The sequence below is a fragment of the Escherichia sp. WS547 genome (assembly GCF_046486065.1).
Taxonomy (GTDB): Bacteria; Pseudomonadota; Gammaproteobacteria; order Enterobacterales; family Enterobacteriaceae; genus Escherichia; species Escherichia coli.
The window spans coordinates 1-18,375 of the sequence record NZ_JBJQMA010000008.1 but is presented as its reverse complement, the minus strand read 5'-3'; the positions used below and the strand labels follow the sequence as shown (position 1 = coordinate 18,375).

The following is an 18,375-nucleotide window of genomic DNA, read 5'->3' as shown; positions in this document are numbered from 1 at the left end:
GCTGCTGAAGCCAAACAAAACCGCCGCAGGCTAAGTCCCTTAGCTTTCCTGCAACCGTGACGGCGGAGCCGAATGATAGTGCGCATCGGCCTCGGCAAAGCGTTTTTGCATCGCCGCTGACGGCGCTTTACCCAGCAAACTAAACACTACAATCCCGATACTACCAAAGATAAAGCCCGGAATAATTTCGTACAGACCCAGCCAGCCGAACTGTTTCCAGACGATAACCGTCAGCGCACCGATGATCATCCCCGCCAGCGCACCGTTGCGCGTCATGCGTGACCACATCACCGAGAACAGCACCACCGGACCAAACGCCGCGCCAAAGCCTGCCCACGCGTAGCTCACTAAGCCCAGCACGCGGTTTTCCGGGTTTGCCGCCAGCGCAATGGCCACCAGCGCCACCACCAGCACCATCACACGCCCTACCCACACCAGCTCTTTCTGGCTGGCCTGTTTACGCAGAAACGCTTTGTATAAATCTTCGGTAATCGCACTGGAGCACACCAGCAGCTGGCAACTTAAGGTTGACATTACCGCCGCCAGAATCGCCGACAGCAGAATCCCGGCAATCCACGGGTTAAACAGAATTTGCGCCAGTTCGATAAACACACGTTCAGCATTCTGGTTTACCGCACCTGCTACCGACGGGTGCTCATTAAAGTAAGCAATACCAAAGAAGCCGACAGCCACCGCCCCTGCCAGGCAGAGGATCATCCAGGTCATACTGATACGACGCGCATGGACAATGCTGTGGTGAGAATCCGCCGCCATAAAACGCGCCAGGATGTGCGGCTGCCCGAAGTAACCCAGCCCCCAGCCCATCAGCGAGATAATGGCAACAAAGTTCAGTCCTTTGAGCATATCGACGTTTTCGATGCTCTTTTGTTTGATCACTTCCAGCGAGTCGCCAAACCCACCAACGCTAATGATTACGATAACCGGCGTCAGGATCAGGGCAAAAATCATCAGGCTGGCCTGTACAGTGTCAGTCCAGCTCACTGCAAGGAAGCCACCAATAAAGGTGTAAAGGATCGTCGCCGCAGCGCCCGCCCACAGAGCCGTTTCGTAGCTCATGCCAAAGGTACTTTCAAACAGACGCGCGCCTGCCACGATGCCCGAAGCGCAATAAATGGTGAAGAACAGCAAAATCACCAGCGCGGAGATAATGCGCAAAATACGGCTTTTATCTTCAAAGCGCCCGGTAAAATAATCCGGCAATGTTAAGGCGTTATTGTTGTATTCGGTATGCACACGCAACCGCCCGGCCACCAGCTTCCAGTTAATCCACGCGCCTAATGTCAGGCCAATGGCGATCCAGCTTTCGGAAATCCCGGAAAGAAAAACCGCGCCCGGCAACCCCATTAACAGCCAGCCGCTCATATCCGATGCACCCGCCGATAATGCCGTCACGAATGGCCCAAGGCTACGTCCGCCCAGAATATAGTCGTCAAAGTTTTTCGTTGATCGCCAGGCGATAAACCCAATCAATATCATGCCAAAGATATAGACACAAAATGTCACCAACATCGGTGTGCTAATAGCCATCTAAAGTCTCCAAAAAATTATTATCGGCAATGTCGAAACTTGCCGTTATATCTGCCACCGGAACGGGGTAGCAGAGTTTATGTTTTACCAGGGCGACCGTATCCTGCCGGAAGCGCTGGTTATTCACAATCGATTTAACACACCATTTACATTAAATTTTAGTGCTCAGCGACACTATTTTTCATCAGGTTGCACTCTCTCACATTTTTTGCGGTTGCACCTTTCAAAAATGTTAACTGCCGCAGAGAAAAAGTCTGAGTTATTTTTTTAATCCCTGTCATATCGATTTCTTTTATTAACATTTCATTCATTTTTAAGCTTGCTACGCAGGTCACATTTAACATGGTTGCACAAAGTTGCAACATCATGGATATTTCACGATAACGTTAAGTTGCACCTTTCAGAACAACAGGAGTAATGGCATGGGAACCACCACCATGGGGGTTAAGCTGGACGACGCGACGCGTGAGCGTATTAAGTCTGCCGCGACACGTATCGATCGCACGCCACACTGGTTAATTAAGCAGGCGATTTTTTCTTATCTTGAACAACTGGAAAACAGCGATACTCTTCCGGAGCTACCTGCGCTGCTCTCTGGCGCTGCCAATGAGAGCGATGAAGCACCGACTCCGGCAGAGGAACCACACCAGCCTTTCCTCGACTTTGCCGAGCAAATTTTGCCCCAGTCGGTTTCCCGCGCCGCGATCACCGCTGCCTATCGCCGCCCGGAAACCGAAGCGGTTTCTATGTTGCTGGAACAAGCTCGCCTGCCGCAGCCGATTGCTGAACAGGCGCATAAACTGGCATATCAACTGGCCGATAAACTGCGTAATCAAAAAAATGCCAGTGGTCGCGCAGGTATGGTCCAGGGGTTATTGCAGGAGTTTTCGCTGTCATCGCAGGAAGGCGTGGCGCTGATGTGTCTGGCAGAAGCGTTGTTGCGTATTCCCGACAAAGCCACCCGCGACGCGTTAATTCGCGACAAAATCAGCAACGGTAACTGGCAGTCACACATTGGTCGTAGCCCGTCCCTGTTTGTTAATGCCGCGACCTGGGGGCTGCTTTTTACTGGCAAACTGGTTTCCACCCATAACGAAGCCAGCCTCTCACGCTCGCTGAACCGCATTATCGGTAAGAGCGGTGAACCGCTGATCCGCAAAGGTGTGGATATGGCGATGCGCCTGATGGGCGAGCAGTTCGTCACTGGCGAAACCATCGCGGAAGCGTTAGCCAATGCCCGCAAGCTGGAAGAGAAAGGTTTCCGTTACTCTTACGATATGCTGGGCGAAGCCGCGCTGACCGCCGCAGATGCACAGGCGTATATGGTTTCCTATCAGCAGGCGATTCACGCCATTGGTAAAGCGTCCAATGGTCGTGGCATCTATGAAGGTCCGGGCATTTCAATCAAGCTGTCGGCGCTGCATCCGCGTTACAGCCGCGCCCAGTATGACCGGGTAATGGAAGAGCTTTACCCACGTCTGAAATCACTCACCCTGCTGGCGCGTCAGTACGATATTGGTATTAACATCGATGCCGAAGAGGCCGATCGTCTGGAGATCTCCCTCGATCTGCTGGAAAAACTCTGTTTCGAGCCGGAACTGGCAGGCTGGAACGGCATCGGTTTTGTTATTCAGGCTTATCAAAAACGCTGCCCACTGGTGATTGATTACCTGATTGATCTCGCCACCCGCAGCCGTCGCCGTCTGATGATTCGCCTGGTGAAAGGCGCGTACTGGGATAGTGAAATCAAGCGCGCGCAGATGGACGGCCTTGAAGGTTATCCGGTTTATACCCGCAAGGTGTATACCGACGTTTCATATCTCGCCTGTGCGAAAAAGCTGCTGGCGGTGCCGAATCTAATCTACCCGCAGTTCGCAACGCATAACGCCCATACGCTGGCGGCAATTTATCAACTGGCGGGTCAGAACTACTACCCGGGTCAGTACGAGTTCCAGTGCCTGCACGGTATGGGCGAGCCACTGTATGAGCAGGTCACCGGGAAAGTTGCCGACGGCAAACTTAACCGTCCGTGTCGTATTTATGCTCCTGTCGGTACCCATGAAACGCTGCTGGCGTATCTGGTGCGTCGCCTGCTGGAAAACGGTGCTAACACCTCGTTTGTTAACCGTATTGCTGACACCTCTTTGCCTCTGGATGAACTGGTTGCCGATCCGGTCACTGCTGTAGAAAAACTGGCGCAACAGGAAGGGCAAACTGGATTACCACATCCGAAAATTCCCCTGCCGCGCGATCTTTACGGTCACGGGCGCGACAACTCGGCAGGGCTGGATCTCGCTAACGAACACCGTCTGGCATCGCTCTCTTCTGCCCTGCTCAATAGTGCACTGCAAAAATGGCAGGCCTTGCCAATGCTGGAACAATCGGTCGCGGCTGGTGAGATGTCGCCCGTTATTAACCCGGCAGAGCCGAAAGATATTGTGGGCTATGTGCGCGAAGCCACGCCGAGTGAAGTAGAACAGGCGCTGGAAAGTGCGGTTAATAACGCACCAATCTGGTTTGCCACGCCTCCGGCTGAACGCGCGGCAATTTTGCATCGCGCTGCCGTGCTGATGGAAAGCCAGATGCAGCAACTGATTGGTATTCTGGTGCGTGAAGCCGGAAAAACCTTCAGTAACGCCATTGCCGAAGTGCGTGAAGCGGTCGATTTTCTCCACTACTACGCCGGACAGGTGCGGGATGATTTCGCTAACGAAACCCACCGTCCATTAGGGCCTGTGGTGTGTATCAGTCCGTGGAACTTCCCGCTGGCTATTTTCACCGGGCAGATCGCTGCCGCACTGGCGGCAGGTAACAGCGTACTGGCAAAACCGGCAGAACAAACGCCGCTGATTGCCGCGCAAGGGATCGCCATTTTGCTGGAAGCGGGTGTACCGCCAGGCGTGGTGCAATTGCTGCCAGGTCAGGGTGAAACCGTGGGCGCGCAACTGACGGGTGATGATCGCGTGCGCGGGGTGATGTTTACCGGTTCAACCGAAGTCGCTACGTTACTGCAACGCAATATCGCCAGCCGCCTCGACGCTCAGGGTCGCCCTATTCCGCTCATCGCTGAAACCGGCGGCATGAACGCGATGATTGTCGATTCTTCAGCACTGACCGAACAAGTCGTAATAGATGTGCTGGCCTCGGCGTTCGACAGTGCGGGTCAGCGTTGTTCGGCACTGCGCGTGCTGTGCCTGCAAGATGAGATTGCCGACCACACGTTGAAAATGCTGCGCGGCGCAATGGCCGAATGCCGGATGGGTAATCCGGGTCGCCTGACCACCGATATCGGTCCGGTGATTGATAGCGAAGCGAAAGCCAATATCGAGCGTCATATTCAGACCATGCGTAGCAAAGGCCGTCCGGTGTTCCAGGCGGTGCGGGAAAACAGCGAAGATGCCCGTGAATGGCAAAGCGGCACCTTTGTCGCGCCGACGCTTATCGAACTGGATGATTTTGCCGAATTGCAAAAAGAGGTCTTTGGTCCGGTGCTGCATGTGGTGCGTTATAACCGTAACCAGCTGCCGGAGCTGATCGAGCAGATTAACGCTTCCGGTTATGGTCTGACGCTTGGCGTCCACACGCGCATTGATGAAACCATCGCCCAGGTCACTGGCTCGGCCCATGTCGGTAACCTGTACGTTAACCGTAATATGGTGGGCGCAGTGGTGGGTGTGCAGCCATTCGGCGGCGAAGGGTTGTCCGGTACCGGGCCGAAAGCAGGCGGTCCGCTCTATCTCTACCGTCTGCTGGCGAATCGCCCGGAAAGTGCACTGGCAGTGACGCTCGCGCGTCAGGATGCAGAGTATCCGGTCGATGTGCAGTTGAAAGCCGCATTGACTCAGCCGCTAAATGCACTGCGGGAATGGGCGGCAAACCGTCCAGAATTGCAGGCGTTATGTACGCAATATGGCGAGCTGGCGCAGGCAGGAACACAACGATTGCTGCCAGGGCCGACGGGTGAACGCAACACCTGGACGCTGCTGCCGCGCGAGCGCGTGTTGTGTATTGCGGATGATGAGCAGGATGCGCTGACTCAGCTCGCCGCCGTGCTGGCGGTGGGCAGCCAGGTGCTGTGGCCGGATGACGCGCTGCATCGTCAGTTAGTGAAGGCATTGCCATCGGCAGTCAGCGAACGTATTCAACTGGCGAAAGCGGAAAATATAACCGCTCAACCGTTTGATGCGGTGATCTTCCACGGTGATTCGGATCAGCTTCGCGCATTGTGTGAAGCAGTTGCCGCGCGGGATGGCGCAATTGTTTCGGTGCAGGGTTTTGCCCGTGGCGAAAGCAATATCCTGCTGGAACGGCTGTATATCGAGCGTTCGCTGAGTGTGAATACCGCTGCCGCTGGCGGTAACGCCAGTTTAATGACGATCGGTTAAGCAGGAAGCCGGAGGATGTTACAACCTCCTCCGGCATCTTTAACGTGGTCGAATCCCCTCAATAATAATCCGCTGCATGTTTTCAACCGTTTGATTGAAAAATACCTCATCGCGCAACGTCGCGCCTGTCACCGCCTCCACCTGAGGGGCGAAATCGGCGTAATGTTGAGTGGAAGCCCAAATCATAAAAATCAAATGCTGCGGATCAATCGGCGCGAGTTTGCCGCTTTTGACCCAACCGGCAATCAGCGCCGATTTCTCATCAATTAATGCTTTCAAATCACCCGTCAGTTCATCCATTAACAGCGGTGCGCCTGCCAGCATCTCCATACAAAACAGACGTGAAGCCTGCGGATAATCGCGTGAGACTTCCAGCTTCAGACGGATGTACTCTTTGATCGCCGCCAGCGGGGCGAAATCTTCACGAAACGCTTTTAACGGTGCCAGCCAGATATCGAGAATCTGCCGCAGTACGGCTATATACAGCGCCTCTTTTGACGGGAAGTAATACAGCAAATTGGTTTTTGAAACGCCTGCCAACTCTGCGATCTGCTCCAGCCTTGTGCCGTGAAAACCGAATTGTGAAAAAGTGTCCAGTGCTGCGCTAAGAATCGCTTTTTTCTTCGCGCTCACTGCGCGCGAACGTTTACCCGTTGTTTTCACTGCGCCTTGCGTCATGCGCTCTCCCCTCTTGTAGATTGGCAACAGGATAGCAAAACCCCTGCCCGGCCTCGACCTTCTGCACTTTCATCGCGCACGGATGCATGTTTTATGTGCAACTGTTTTGACCGTTTAGTCCACTTTTTTCCAGATATTTTAGACAACTTAACATTAACATATTAATAACATTCACTTTTTAAAAACTGGCATCCGCTTTGCAAACAAACCATTACGCGGCTGAAAAGGATATGCAGGATGCAGCGCCCCGTCTGACTTTCACTTTACGAGACGAAGAGAGGTTGATGATGAAAATTGGCGTATTCGTACCTATTGGCAACAACGGCTGGCTCATTTCGACCCACGCGCCGCAGTACATGCCGACCTTTGAACTGAATAAAGCCATTGTGCAAAAAGCGGAGCACTACCATTTCGACTTCGCCCTGTCGATGATCAAACTGCGTGGCTTTGGCGGCAAAACTGAGTTCTGGGATCACAACCTTGAGTCGTTCACCTTGATGGCGGGGCTGGCGGCCGTCACCTCGCGCATTCAGATTTACGCCACTGCCGCCACCTTAACGTTACCTCCGGCAATCGTCGCCCGTATGGCCGCAACCATTGACTCCATCTCTGGCGGGCGTTTTGGCGTCAACCTCGTGACTGGCTGGCAAAAGCCTGAGTATGAGCAGATGGGTATCTGGCCTGGCGATGACTATTTCTCCCGTCGTTACGACTATCTCACCGAATATGTTCAGGTGCTGCGCGACCTGTGGGGCACGGGCAAAAGCAATTTTAAAGGCGATTTTTTCACCATGAATGATTGTCGCGTCAGTCCGCAACCGAGCGTACCCATGAAAGTGATCTGCGCCGGGCAAAGCGACGCTGGCATGGCGTTCTCCGCTCAGTATGCCGATTTCAACTTCTGTTTCGGCAAAGGCGTAAATACACCCACGGCTTTCGCCCCGACCGCTGCGCGGATGAAACAGGCCGCAGAGCAAACCGGGCGCGACGTTGGCTCTTATGTGTTGTTTATGGTGATTGCCGACGAAACCGACGATGCCGCTCGCACCAAATGGGAACACTACAAAGCGGGCGCGGATGAAGAGGCGTTAAGCTGGCTAACCGAACAAAGTCAGAAAGATACCCGCTCCGGTACTGACACCAACGTCCGTCAGATGGCCGATCCCACTTCGGCGGTAAACATCAACATGGGGACGTTAGTCGGTTCTTACGCCAGTGTCGCGCGCATGTTAGATGAAGTCGCAAGCGTGCCTAGTGCCGAAGGCGTGCTGTTGACCTTCGATGATTTTCTGTCGGGAATCGAAACCTTCGGCGAGCGCATTCAACCACTGATGCAGTGCCGCGCCCATCTCCCTGCGCTGACTCAGGAGGTGGCATGATGACAATCTTAACCGCTCGACCGGAAGCCATTACCTTCGATCCGCAGCAAAGTGCGCTGATCGTGGTGGATATGCAAAACGCTTATGCCACGCCAGGCGGCTACTTAGATCTCGCCGGGTTTGATGTCTCAACCACTCGCCCGGTCATTGCCAACATTCAAACCGCCGTGACCGCAGCGCGAGCGGCAGGGATGTTGATTATCTGGTTTCAAAATGGCTGGGATGCACAGTATGTCGAGGCTGGCGGCCCCGGCTCACCAAATTTTCATAAATCGAACGCCCTGAAAACCATGCGTAAGCAGCCGCAGCTACAAGGGAAATTGCTGGCGAAAGGCTCCTGGGATTATCAACTGGTGGATGAACTGGTGCCGCAGCCTGGCGATATTGTGCTGCCGAAGCCGCGCTACAGCGGTTTCTTCAATACGCCGCTGGACAGCATTTTGCGCAGCCGTGGAATACGCCATCTGGTTTTCACCGGTATCGCTACCAACGTCTGCGTCGAATCGACGCTACGCGATGGCTTTTTTCTGGAGTATTTCGGCGTGGTGCTGGAAGACGCAACACACCAGGCGGGGCCGGAATTTGCACAGAAAGCCGCGTTATTCAATATCGAAACCTTTTTTGGCTGGGTCAGCGACGTCGAAACGTTCTGCGACGCGCTTTCTCCCACGTCCTTTGCTCGTATCGCTTAAGGAGTTTAACGATGCCAAAATCCGTAATTATTCCCGCTGGCAGCAGCGCACCGCTGGCCCCCTTCGTTCCCGGCACGTTGGCTGATGGCGTGGTGTATGTCTCCGGTACGCTGGCTTTTGATCAACATAATAACGTGCTGTTTGCCGATGACCCAAAGGCGCAAACCCGCCACGTTCTGGAAACCATCCGCAAGGTGATCGAGACGGCGGGTGGCACGATGGCGGATGTGACCTTCAACAGCATCTTTATTACCGACTGGAAAAATTACGCCGCGATTAACGAAATCTACGCCGAGTTTTTCCCGGGTGACAAACCGGCGCGATTCTGCATTCAGTGCGGACTGGTAAAACCTGATGCGCTGGTGGAAATCGCCACAATTGCGCATATCGCCAAGTGAGGCCGCGATGAAACTTTCACTCTCACCTCCCCCTTATGCTGATGCGCCCGTAGTGGTGTTGATTTCGGGTCTTGGCGGTAGCGGCAGTTACTGGTTACCGCAACTGGCGGTGCTGGAGCAGGAGTATCAGATAGTCTGTTACGACCAGCGCGGCACCGGCAATAATCCCGACACGCTGGCAGAAGATTACAGTATCGCCCAGATGGCAGCGGAACTGCATCAGGCGCTGGTAGCCGCAGGGATTGAGCGTTACGCGGTGGTCGGCCATGCGCTCGGTGCGCTGGTGGGAATGCAGCTGGCGCTGGATTATCCCGCGTCGGTAACTATGCTGGTCAGCGTTAACGGCTGGCTACGAATAAACGCCCATACGCGCCGCTGTTTTCAGGTTCGCGAGAAGTTACTACATAGCGGCGGCGCGCAGGCATGGGTGGAAGCTCAGCCATTGTTCCTCTATCCCGCCGACTGGATGGCGGCCCGCGCACCTCGCCTGGAAGCTGAAGACGCGCTGGCACTGGCGCATTTTCAGGGCAAAAATAATTTACTGCGTCGACTTAACGCCCTCAAACGCGCTGACTTTAGTCGCCATGCGGATCGCATCCGCTGCCCGGTGCAAATCATCTGCGCCAGTGATGATCTGCTGGTGCCATCAGCATGTTCCAGTGAACTTCATGCCGCCCTGCCCGATAGCCAGAAAATGGTGATGCGCTATGGCGGACACGCCTGCAACGTGACCGATCCCGAAACGTTTAATGCTCTGTTACTCAACGGGCTTGCCAGCCTGTTACATCACCGTGAAGCCGCCTGTAAGGAATTGCTATGAACGAAGCCGTTAGCCCTGGTGCGCTTAGCACCCTATTCACCGATGCCCGCACTCACAACGGCTGGCGGGAGACACCCGTCAGCGATGAGACGTTACGGGAGATTTATGCTCTGATGAAATGGGGGCCGACATCAGCTAACTGTTCTCCGGCACGGATCGTGTTTATCCGCACTGCAGAAGGAAAAGAACGTCTGCGCCCGGCGCTTTCCAGCGGCAATCTGCAAAAAACCCTGACCGCGCCCGTCACCGCGATCGTCGCCTGGGACAGTGAATTTTATGAACGGTTACCACAGCTGTTTCCTCACGGCGATGCCCGCAGTTGGTTTACCTCCAGCCCACAACTTGCCGAAGAAACAGCGTTTCGCAACAGTTCCATGCAGGCGGCCTATCTGATCGTCGCCTGCCGGGCGCTGGGGCTGGATACCGGCCCGATGTCCGGCTTTGACCGTCAACACGTGGACGACGCCTTTTTTACGGGCAGCACGCTGAAGAGCAATCTGCTGATTAATATCGGCTATGGCGATAGCAGCAAGCTTTATGCGCGCCTGCCACGTCTGTCCTTTGAGGAAGCCTGCGGGCTGTTGTAAGGAGCAAACTATGAACATTGTCGATCAACAAACTTTTCGCGATGCGATGTCCTGCATGGGCGCGGCGGTCAATATCATCACCACGGACGGTCCAGCCGGGCGCGCCGGGTTCACCGCCAGCGCCGTCTGCAGCGTGACCGACACGCCGCCCACATTACTGGTGTGTCTGAATCGTGGGGCATCCGTCTGGCCGGTATTCAATGAAAATCGAACGCTGTGTGTAAATACACTTAGCGCCGGACAGGAGCCGCTTTCAAACCTTTTTGGCGGCAAAACGCCCATGGAACACCGCTTTGCCGCCGCCCGCTGGCAGACTGGTGTGACCGGATGCCCGCAACTGGAAGAGGCACTGGTTTCGTTTGACTGCCGTATCAGCCAGGTGGTGAGCGTCGGCACCCACGACATTCTGTTTTGTGCCATAGAAGCGATTCATCGTCACGCCACCCCCTACGGGCTGGTGTGGTTCGATCGCAGTTATCACGCGTTGATGCGTCCTGCTTGTTAACCTCCTTAAGGAGACAGCTGATGGCAATGTTCGGTTTTTCTCACTGGCAGTTAAAATCGACCTCTACAGAGAGCGGCGTGGTCGCGCCGGATGAACGATTGCCGTTTGCTCAGACGGCAGTAATGGGCGTTCAACACGCGGTGGCGATGTTTGGCGCGACGGTGTTAATGCCTATTCTGATGGGGCTGGATCCCAATCTTTCCATTTTGATGTCGGGGATCGGCACGTTACTGTTTTTCTTTATTACCGGCGGGCGCGTCCCCAGTTATCTCGGCTCCAGCGCGGCTTTTGTCGGCGTGGTGATCGCCGCGACGGGCTTTAACGGTCAGGGCATTAACCCGAATATCAGCATTGCGCTGGGCGGGATTATCGCCTGTGGGCTGGTTTATACCGTCATTGGCCTGGTGGTGATGAAAATCGGTACGCGCTGGATTGAACGACTGATGCCGCCAGTGGTGACGGGTGCGGTGGTGATGGCGATTGGCCTGAACTTAGCGCCTATCGCAGTGAAAAGTGTATCGGCTTCGGCCTTTGATAGCTGGATGGCGGTAATGACAGTGCTGTGTATTGGGCTGGTGGCGGTGTTTACCCGTGGCATGATCCAGCGATTATTGATTCTCGTAGGATTAATTGTCGCCTGTCTGCTGTATGGCGTGATGACCAACGTTTTAGGGCTGGGAAAAGCCGTCGATTTTACTCTCGTCAGCCATGCTGCCTGGTTCGGTTTGCCACATTTTTCCACTCCTGCTTTTAATGGTCAGGCAATGATGCTGATTGCGCCCGTGGCGGTGATTCTGGTGGCAGAAAACTTAGGTCATCTCAAGGCGGTCGCCGGGATGACCGGACGCAATATGGATCCATATATGGGGCGGGCATTCGTGGGCGATGGGCTGGCAACGATGCTTTCCGGCTCTGTCGGCGGTAGCGGCGTGACCACCTATGCTGAAAATATCGGTGTGATGGACGTGACAAAAGTCTACTCGACGCTGGTGTTTGTTGCTGCTGCCGTCATCGCCATGCTGTTGGGCTTTTCGCCGAAATTTGGCGCGCTGATTCATACCATTCCAGCACCGGTGATTGGTGGTGCATCAATTGTTGTGTTCGGGCTGATTGCCGTCGCAGGCGCAAGGATCTGGGTACAAAACCGTGTCGATTTAAGCCAGAACGGTAATTTGATTATGGTCGCAGTAACCTTAGTGCTGGGCGCGGGTGATTTTGCTCTCACGCTGGGCGGTTTTACGTTGGGAGGGATCGGTACAGCAACCTTTGGCGCGATTTTACTCAATGCGTTGTTAAGCAGAAGGTTGGTTGACGTTCCACCGCCAGAAGTTGTTCATCAGGAGCCATAAATAGAAAACCGCCGGGGTAACCGGCGGTGATGACTTTTTGACGAGCTTCAGACAAAAATGCATGCGTCATTGATTAGCCCGGCTAGTTGTCGCTTTTGCCGTGACTGCTCTTGCCACCTTTTTTACCTGCTTCAGATGCGCGCTGCGGGTCATTTTTGAAATTACCCCCGCTGTGCTGTCCACCTTTTTTACCTGCTTCTGATGCTCTTTCGCGGTCTTCTGCAAAATTGCCGGAACCGCCTCGATGGTTTGCCATTACTGACCTCCGTCTGGGTATAGACATCATATTGCATAGAATTAACGCGGCGTATGGCGGCTGCCATATTTTCGCTACGTGGGACTAAGCTTAGTGAACTGACGCGGGCAGACCCGCATTTAGTAATATCCTGCAACAGCTTCTTAGCGAGAATAGATATCATTTCCAATAATTATCCATAAGCCGCTCTTATGATTAAAAAAACGCAATGAGATAAAAATGTGTCATTTTGCGACAAAATTACGTGCTTGTGAAAGTTGTTATAAATCAAATAAGTGGTTGTGAAATTTGCACTCTGAAAAGGACGTCTTATCTTTAAATAAGTGGTAGCGAATCGCTACGGAATAGAGATAACACGAGGAGTGGTTAGAAATGGCTAAAGTTCTGGTGCTTTATTATTCCATGTACGGACATATTGAAACGATGGCACGCGCAGTTGCTGAGGGTGCAAGCAAAGTGGATGGCGCAGAAGTTGTCGTTAAGCGTGTACCGGAAACCATGCCGCCGCAATTATTTGAAAAAGCAGGCGGTAAAACGCAAACTGCACCGGTTGCAACCCCGCAAGAACTGGCCGATTACGACGCCATTATTTTTGGTACACCTACCCGCTTTGGCAACATGTCCGGTCAAATGCGTACCTTCCTCGACCAGACGGGCGGCCTGTGGGCTTCCGGCGCACTATACGGAAAACTGGCGAGCGTCTTTAGTTCCACCGGTACTGGCGGCGGTCAGGAACAAACTATTACTTCAACCTGGACGACCCTTGCGCATCACGGCATGGTGATTGTCCCCATTGGCTACGCAGCGCAGGAATTATTTGACGTTTCACAGGTTCGCGGCGGTACGCCGTACGGCGCAACCACCATCGCAGGCGGTGACGGTTCACGCCAGCCCAGCCAGGAAGAACTGTCTATTGCTCGTTATCAAGGGGAATATGTCGCAGGTCTGGTAGTTAAACTTAACGGCTAATCTTCAACAGGAGGATACGCATGCCAACTCAAGAAGCGAAAGCTCATCACGTCGGTGAATGGGCATCTCTGCGCAATACGTCGCCGGAAATAGCCGAGGCCATTTTCGAAGTCGCCGGGTACGACGAAAAAATGGCAGAAAAGATTTGGGAAGAAGGTAGCGATGAAGTGTTAGTCAAAGCCTTTGCTAAGACCGATAAAGATTCGCTTTTTTGGGGCGAACAGACCATCGAACGTAAAAACGTTTAACCAGCGACTCCCCCGTAGCGAACGGGGGAGTTTTCTGTTATTTCACCGCTTCATTCAACACGCTATCAAACTTATCCATCGGACAGAAACCGTTGGCATCTATCGGGCAACTGCTTAATTCCAGCGTCACGCGCTGCGCAGGTGCCTGAAGGGTTAACGCATCGGCATTACGTAACTGTTCCGCACTCTGATAAACATATTCAATTTTCATCAAATCGCGATTGGCTTTGCTGTCATGCCAACGCTGGAAAACGATTTTGCCGCCAATCGGCGTGCGTTCGTTCTGGTCATGCAACTGATACGGTTTGAAATCCAGCGCCGTTAACAGAGAGGCAATGTTGGAGTCATGCCCAACTAACACCGTGATTTTTGGAGCGCTGGTGCGATCGGTGACCAGGGCTTTATCGATATAACTGACCAGCGGTTTCGCAACATTGCGCGCCACCTCCGGTGAGGTAAACAGGCTGTCCTGGTAACCGTTTTTCAGCTTCGACAACACCTTCCACTGCTGGTCAGATTTGATTTCTCCCCAGGCCACCTGATCCATCGGAAAACCTTCGTAGTATTGCAAAGTAAACGCATCTACCAGCGAGTTGCCGACTTTCAGCGGCCCGGAAACACCTGGTTCTTGTTGATACTTCGCGCTAAAGGTATTTTTGCCATCCACCAGCGAACATTGTTGTTTCTCTTTACAGGCAGGGGAATCTTTATAGTTAACGATTTTTTCCAGTAGCTGGTAGCTGTCGGTAAGCTGGAGTTTGCTGAGCTCTTTCTCCATTGCCGCCACCGCCTGTTCACTGAATGCGGCGGAATCATCGGTGATCACTGGGTTAAAGGTTGGGTCCATAGTGCCCATTTTTTCCTGGTGATGCACAGGAATATCACACCCGGGGAATGCGCCGGTAATAAAGAACTGTGCAGTCGCAACGGTACGTTGCAGACTATTGGCATAGGCATAAACGGTGTCCGGCGGCGGGCATTCCCCCGATTTCACCATCCCCTGTTCTGCCAGCCATTCACGCATGTAATGGCCCATATACACTTCGAGCACGCCACCTTTGGTGGTGAGTTGCCCACCGGGGACGTCCCATTCTGGCCATTTATTCGGCGTTGACTGCTCCAGCACGCTGCCATTATTGGCCAGCGGCGCTCGTAAGTTATGGCGGCTCATCATGAGCACTTGCTGCAGCTGATAGCCTTCCGGTACGGTTTGTGCCTGAGCATTTGAAGCGAGTAAAAATATCCCTGCCACAGCTGCGGCGATTAGCGTTTTGTTCATTCCTGGCACCTCTTTTGTTATCAATCACTAAAGAGTGTGACAGAAATATGACTTTTTTCCGGGAACAGGTTCGCAAAATGGCTTGTTGAAAACCTGTTTTTCTATATACATCTTCAAAAACAGGCAAGGTTTGACGCAAACTATGCCTGATTAGCCCCTGCCTCGCGTACGCCGCTGATAATTGCACCCGTGGCTAAACAGAATATCTGCGGCGTTACCAATACAGAGACAATATTTAACAATAAAAAAGTGTGAGACTAATAACAATGGTTTTTAGCATATGCCTTTGCCATTAAATTGCATAACGATTTAAATAGTCAAGTTGCGCATTCATTTCCTTATTGTTTAACTTGTAAGCCTGAGCAAAAAGTTCAGGAGGGAGGTAAACGTCATAATGATTGCCGGTATTTATTAAATAACCATACTCAAGATCTTCATCTGTTGAAAAGGATTCATTTCCCAAGGAGATTGATGCCACATTACTATTAACAATAAATAATGAGCAAATGCTATCTGAAAGAACAGCAAGAAAATTCTTCACCGCTTTAATCCTATCCGACGTGTCGGTATCTAAAGCAAGCAAATTCTTGTTATCATTAAATATAAACTCGGGTAAATGCAGGATACATTTTTCGTTATTCAAGCAACTATCAATGAATTCTTTTTTAAAAAACAGAAAGCTCCATGACATAAGACTACCCACACCCTGAATTTTGTTGTCAGATTGCAGATCAACGCCAAATAATGTCTTAACATCTTCCCTGAGATCACAAAATGCAGCATCAACAAGAGCCTCGATTGTTGGTTTATCAACAATTTTAATAAACTCTTCGTATACTTCCTTTTGCGTCTTATGACTGCCCAGCGCCCATGAATAATCATGTTGTTTTAAAACCAGTATGGCTCTTAACAGACAATATCCATCGCCATCTACTGGAGCGTATTTTAATTCATAAGTTTTATTAATTTCACTCTGAATAAAAGATATACCAGACAAATCAATACCAGTATCTAAATCAGATATTCCCGGCGTATTTATCTGTTCTGGCTGGACACTTATATTTTCATCTTCTAAACAATACTCAGAAAAAACATCATCACACGCATTAATGTTTTCAATATATTCCATAAAGCCATACCAATAATAACCTTTAAAATCTGTGATAGACTCTGAAGCTCTGCCCGGCAAGGACACTCTAACAACATCAATATCTTGAATATATTGTATAGTATATGTCATACCTCCTGAAACCCCTGAATAAATTTTTGTATCATTAGTACGCAATGTTCTCAAAAATAATGATAAATCATTATCATTCTGCATTTCCTCAAATTCTTTTTCTAGTGATTCGCATTCCAGGCATGGAATGTAGTCTTCAGCTTTTTGACGTCTGATTTCTTTATACAACCGCATAAAACACACCAGTGTGTTTTCAAAAAGCGTGATTGAATATGTTTGATTTTTTTCGTGCTCTTTTTTTATATTGTGCCAGGCTTGTTTCAAATAATTATTTGCAGTGCAACTAATTCCATGTATATTACTACCCATATATAGCGCCTATAAAATTTAATAAATAATGACGCACTAGTAAAACTTAAAGTGCCTGGTTCAACTATCAAAAATCGCTCACCCTTTTTCACCTGTTTAAAATATGTTCAGCACCCCACCTTGAGGCGACCTCCTCTCCGCGATGATTTCAATAACATATTCTGTGTTGGCATATGAAATTTTGAGGATTACCCTACACTTATAGGAGTTACCTTACAGGGGTTCCTTCAATTTGTGTTGATTTACGCGAGATAACGCTATGGAATTAAAGGATTATTACGCCATCATGGGCGTAAAACCGACGGACGATCTCAAGACAATCAAGACCGCCTATCGTCGACTGGCCCGCAAATACCATCCTGATGTCAGCAAAGAACCGGATGCCGAAGCCCGCTTCAAAGAGGTCGCTGAAGCCTGGGAAGTGTTAAGTGATGAACAACGTCGCGCTGAGTATGATCAGATGTGGCAACATCGCAACGATCCGCAATTTAGCCGTCAGTTCCAGCATGGAGACGGTCAGAGTTTTAACGCCGAAGATTTTGACGATATCTTCTCGTCAATTTTCGGTCAGCATGCCCGCCAGAGCCGTCAACGCCCCGCCACACGCGGCCACGATATTGAAATCGAAGTGGCGGTATTCCTCGAAGAAACGCTTACTGAGCATAAGCGTACCATCAGCTATAACCTGCCGGTTTATAACGCCTTTGGCATGATCGAACAGGAAATCCCGAAAACGCTGAATGTGAAGATCCCGGCGGGCGTCGGCAATGGTCAACGCATCCGCCTGAAAGGCCAGGGGACGCCGGGCGAAAACGGCGGTCCAAATGGCGATTTGTGGCTGGTGATTCATATTGCGCCACATCCGCTGTTCGATATTGTCGGCCAGGATCTGGAAATTGTGGTGCCGGTTAGCCCGTGGGAAGCGGCGCTGGGTGCTAAAGTCACCGTTCCAACACTGAAAGAAAGCATTTTGCTGACTATCCCACCTGGCAGTCAGGCCGGGCAACGATTGCGCGTTAAAGGCAAAGGTCTGGTGAGCAAAAAACAGACCGGCGATCTGTATGCGGTACTGAAAATCGTGATGCCGCCGAAACCGGATGAAAACACTGCCGCGCTGTGGCAACAACTGGCAGACGCCCAGTCGTCTTTTGATCCACGTAAAGATTGGGGGAAAGCATGATGGCTAATGTTACGGTGACTTTTACTATTACCGAATTTTGCCTGCATACCGGCATCTCTGAAGAGGAGTTGAATGAAATTGTCGGTTTGGGAGTGGTTGAACCGCGTGAGATCCAGGAAACAACCTGGGTATTTGACGACCATGCCGCCATTGTGGTGCAACGCGCAGTACGCCTGCGTCATGAACTGGCTCTGGACTGGCCGGGGATCGCGGTGGCGCTGACGTTAATGGATGATATTGCGCACCTGAAGCAGGAAAACCGCCTGCTACGCCAGCGGCTTTCCCGGTTTGTAGCTCATCCGTGATGTGTGTTTGCCGGATGTGATGACGCATCCGGCAACTGCGCCCTGATGCCTGATGCGACGCTAAATGAACTGAACCCCAAAACCTGGACAGTTTCAGTTAACCGGCTTTTTGATACTCAGTCCGGTATTCTACCGGGCTGAGTCCCCCAAGACTGAGTTTTATTCTTTTTTGATTCCAGTAAGTTATGTATTCGTTAACGGCATTTTCCAGCTCTTCTACACTTCTGTAGTCCCGGCGATAGTACATT

At 51.8% G+C, this 18,375-nt stretch carries 19 protein-coding genes; 12 read left to right on the top strand and 7 right to left on the bottom strand.

The features are described 5' to 3' along the window. Positions 1–39: 39 nt before the first annotated feature. Both putP and ACJHWK_RS09125 read right to left on the bottom strand, forming a co-directional pair. On the bottom strand, positions 40–1,548 hold the full coding sequence (putP, locus tag ACJHWK_RS09130) for a sodium/proline symporter PutP (RefSeq protein WP_001522832.1): 1,509 nt from the start codon (positions 1,546–1,548) through the stop codon (positions 40–42). Positions 1,549–1,706: 158 nt separating this feature from the next. After that, complete coding sequence (locus tag ACJHWK_RS09125) at positions 1,707–1,916, bottom strand: hypothetical protein (protein WP_000979516.1); 210 nt, start codon at positions 1,914–1,916, stop codon at positions 1,707–1,709. Between the two features lie 54 nt (positions 1,917–1,970). On the opposite strand from ACJHWK_RS09125, the gene putA reads away from it, so the two are divergent. After that, entirely contained in the window at positions 1,971–5,933 is a 3,963-nt protein-coding gene (gene putA, locus ACJHWK_RS09120; RefSeq protein WP_001522830.1) for a trifunctional transcriptional regulator/proline dehydrogenase/L-glutamate gamma-semialdehyde dehydrogenase, read from the top strand. A 39-nt stretch (positions 5,934–5,972) separates the two neighbouring features. Here the strand turns inward: putA and rutR are convergent, their stop codons facing one another. After that, entirely contained in the window at positions 5,973–6,611 is a 639-nt protein-coding gene (gene rutR, locus ACJHWK_RS09115) for an HTH-type transcriptional regulator RutR (protein ID WP_410234824.1), read from the bottom strand. A 287-nt stretch (positions 6,612–6,898) separates the two neighbouring features. Here rutR and rutA point away from each other — a divergent pair, with 287 nt between their 5' ends. The 7 genes from rutA to rutG are packed head-to-tail and all read left to right on the top strand — an operon-like array spanning position 6,899 to position 12,341. Further along, positions 6,899–7,990 carry a pyrimidine utilization protein A gene (rutA, locus tag ACJHWK_RS09110; RefSeq protein WP_001522828.1) on the top strand — a complete coding sequence of 364 codons (1,092 nt, stop codon included), beginning with the start codon at positions 6,899–6,901 and terminating at the stop codon, positions 7,988–7,990. After that, complete coding sequence (rutB, locus tag ACJHWK_RS09105; protein ID WP_001445752.1) at positions 7,990–8,682, top strand: peroxyureidoacrylate/ureidoacrylate amidohydrolase RutB; 693 nt, start codon at positions 7,990–7,992, stop codon at positions 8,680–8,682. Before rutA ends, rutB begins: the two co-directional genes overlap by 1 nt. Positions 8,683–8,693: 11 nt before the next feature. Next, the gene (gene rutC, locus ACJHWK_RS09100; protein ID WP_001126780.1) at positions 8,694–9,080 is read left to right on the top strand and encodes a 3-aminoacrylate deaminase; all 387 of its coding nucleotides are present in this window, start codon (positions 8,694–8,696) and stop codon (positions 9,078–9,080) included. A gap of 7 nt (positions 9,081–9,087) precedes the next feature. Next, positions 9,088–9,900, top strand: a complete 813-nt coding sequence (rutD, locus tag ACJHWK_RS09095) for a pyrimidine utilization protein D (protein WP_001522827.1) — start codon at positions 9,088–9,090, stop codon at positions 9,898–9,900. Next, positions 9,897–10,487, top strand: a complete 591-nt coding sequence (locus ACJHWK_RS09090) for a malonic semialdehyde reductase (RefSeq protein WP_001001172.1) — start codon at positions 9,897–9,899, stop codon at positions 10,485–10,487. The genes rutD and ACJHWK_RS09090 overlap by 4 nt, the downstream gene beginning before the upstream one ends. A gap of 10 nt (positions 10,488–10,497) precedes the next feature. Beyond that, positions 10,498–10,992, top strand: coding sequence for an NADH-dependent FMN reductase RutF (gene rutF / locus ACJHWK_RS09085; protein WP_001028095.1), 495 nt, complete (start codon positions 10,498–10,500; stop codon positions 10,990–10,992). 20 nt (positions 10,993–11,012) lie between these two features. Next, complete coding sequence (gene rutG / locus ACJHWK_RS09080) at positions 11,013–12,341, top strand: pyrimidine utilization transport protein G (RefSeq protein ID WP_021523061.1); 1,329 nt, start codon at positions 11,013–11,015, stop codon at positions 12,339–12,341. Between the two features lie 82 nt (positions 12,342–12,423). Here rutG and ACJHWK_RS09075 read toward each other — a convergent pair whose 3' ends face one another. Continuing rightward, positions 12,424–12,597, bottom strand: a complete 174-nt coding sequence (locus ACJHWK_RS09075; RefSeq protein ID WP_001273658.1) for a general stress protein — start codon at positions 12,595–12,597, stop codon at positions 12,424–12,426. Between the two features lie 372 nt (positions 12,598–12,969). Here ACJHWK_RS09075 and wrbA point away from each other — a divergent pair, with 372 nt between their 5' ends. Beyond that, on the top strand, positions 12,970–13,566 hold the full coding sequence (gene wrbA / locus ACJHWK_RS09070) for an NAD(P)H:quinone oxidoreductase (RefSeq protein WP_410234823.1): 597 nt from the start codon (positions 12,970–12,972) through the stop codon (positions 13,564–13,566). Between the two features lie 20 nt (positions 13,567–13,586). Continuing rightward, a complete protein-coding gene (locus tag ACJHWK_RS09065; protein ID WP_001143120.1) occupies positions 13,587–13,814 on the top strand; it encodes a YccJ family protein in 228 nt (75 codons plus the stop codon). Positions 13,815–13,851: 37 nt separating this feature from the next. On the opposite strand, the gene agp is transcribed toward ACJHWK_RS09065, so the two are convergent. After that, on the bottom strand, positions 13,852–15,093 hold the full coding sequence (gene agp / locus ACJHWK_RS09060) for a bifunctional glucose-1-phosphatase/inositol phosphatase (protein ID WP_001522825.1): 1,242 nt from the start codon (positions 15,091–15,093) through the stop codon (positions 13,852–13,854). Positions 15,094–15,385: 292 nt separating this feature from the next. Further along, the gene (locus ACJHWK_RS09055) at positions 15,386–16,642 is read right to left on the bottom strand and encodes a YccE family protein (RefSeq protein WP_001522824.1); all 1,257 of its coding nucleotides are present in this window, start codon (positions 16,640–16,642) and stop codon (positions 15,386–15,388) included. A 259-nt stretch (positions 16,643–16,901) separates the two neighbouring features. Between ACJHWK_RS09055 and cbpA the strand changes: the two genes are divergently transcribed. Further along, positions 16,902–17,822: a curved DNA-binding protein gene (gene cbpA / locus ACJHWK_RS09050; RefSeq protein WP_000420641.1), complete on the top strand. Its 921-nt coding sequence runs from the start codon at positions 16,902–16,904 to the stop codon at positions 17,820–17,822. After that, positions 17,822–18,127, top strand: a complete 306-nt coding sequence (cbpM, locus tag ACJHWK_RS09045; RefSeq protein WP_000024560.1) for a chaperone modulator CbpM — start codon at positions 17,822–17,824, stop codon at positions 18,125–18,127. Before cbpA ends, cbpM begins: the two co-directional genes overlap by 1 nt. Before the next feature lie 97 nt (positions 18,128–18,224). Here cbpM and ACJHWK_RS09040 read toward each other — a convergent pair. Next, positions 18,225–18,375, bottom strand: a 151-nt coding sequence (locus ACJHWK_RS09040) for an IS3 family transposase (protein ID WP_032198582.1), incomplete at its 5' end; no start/stop codon positions are given.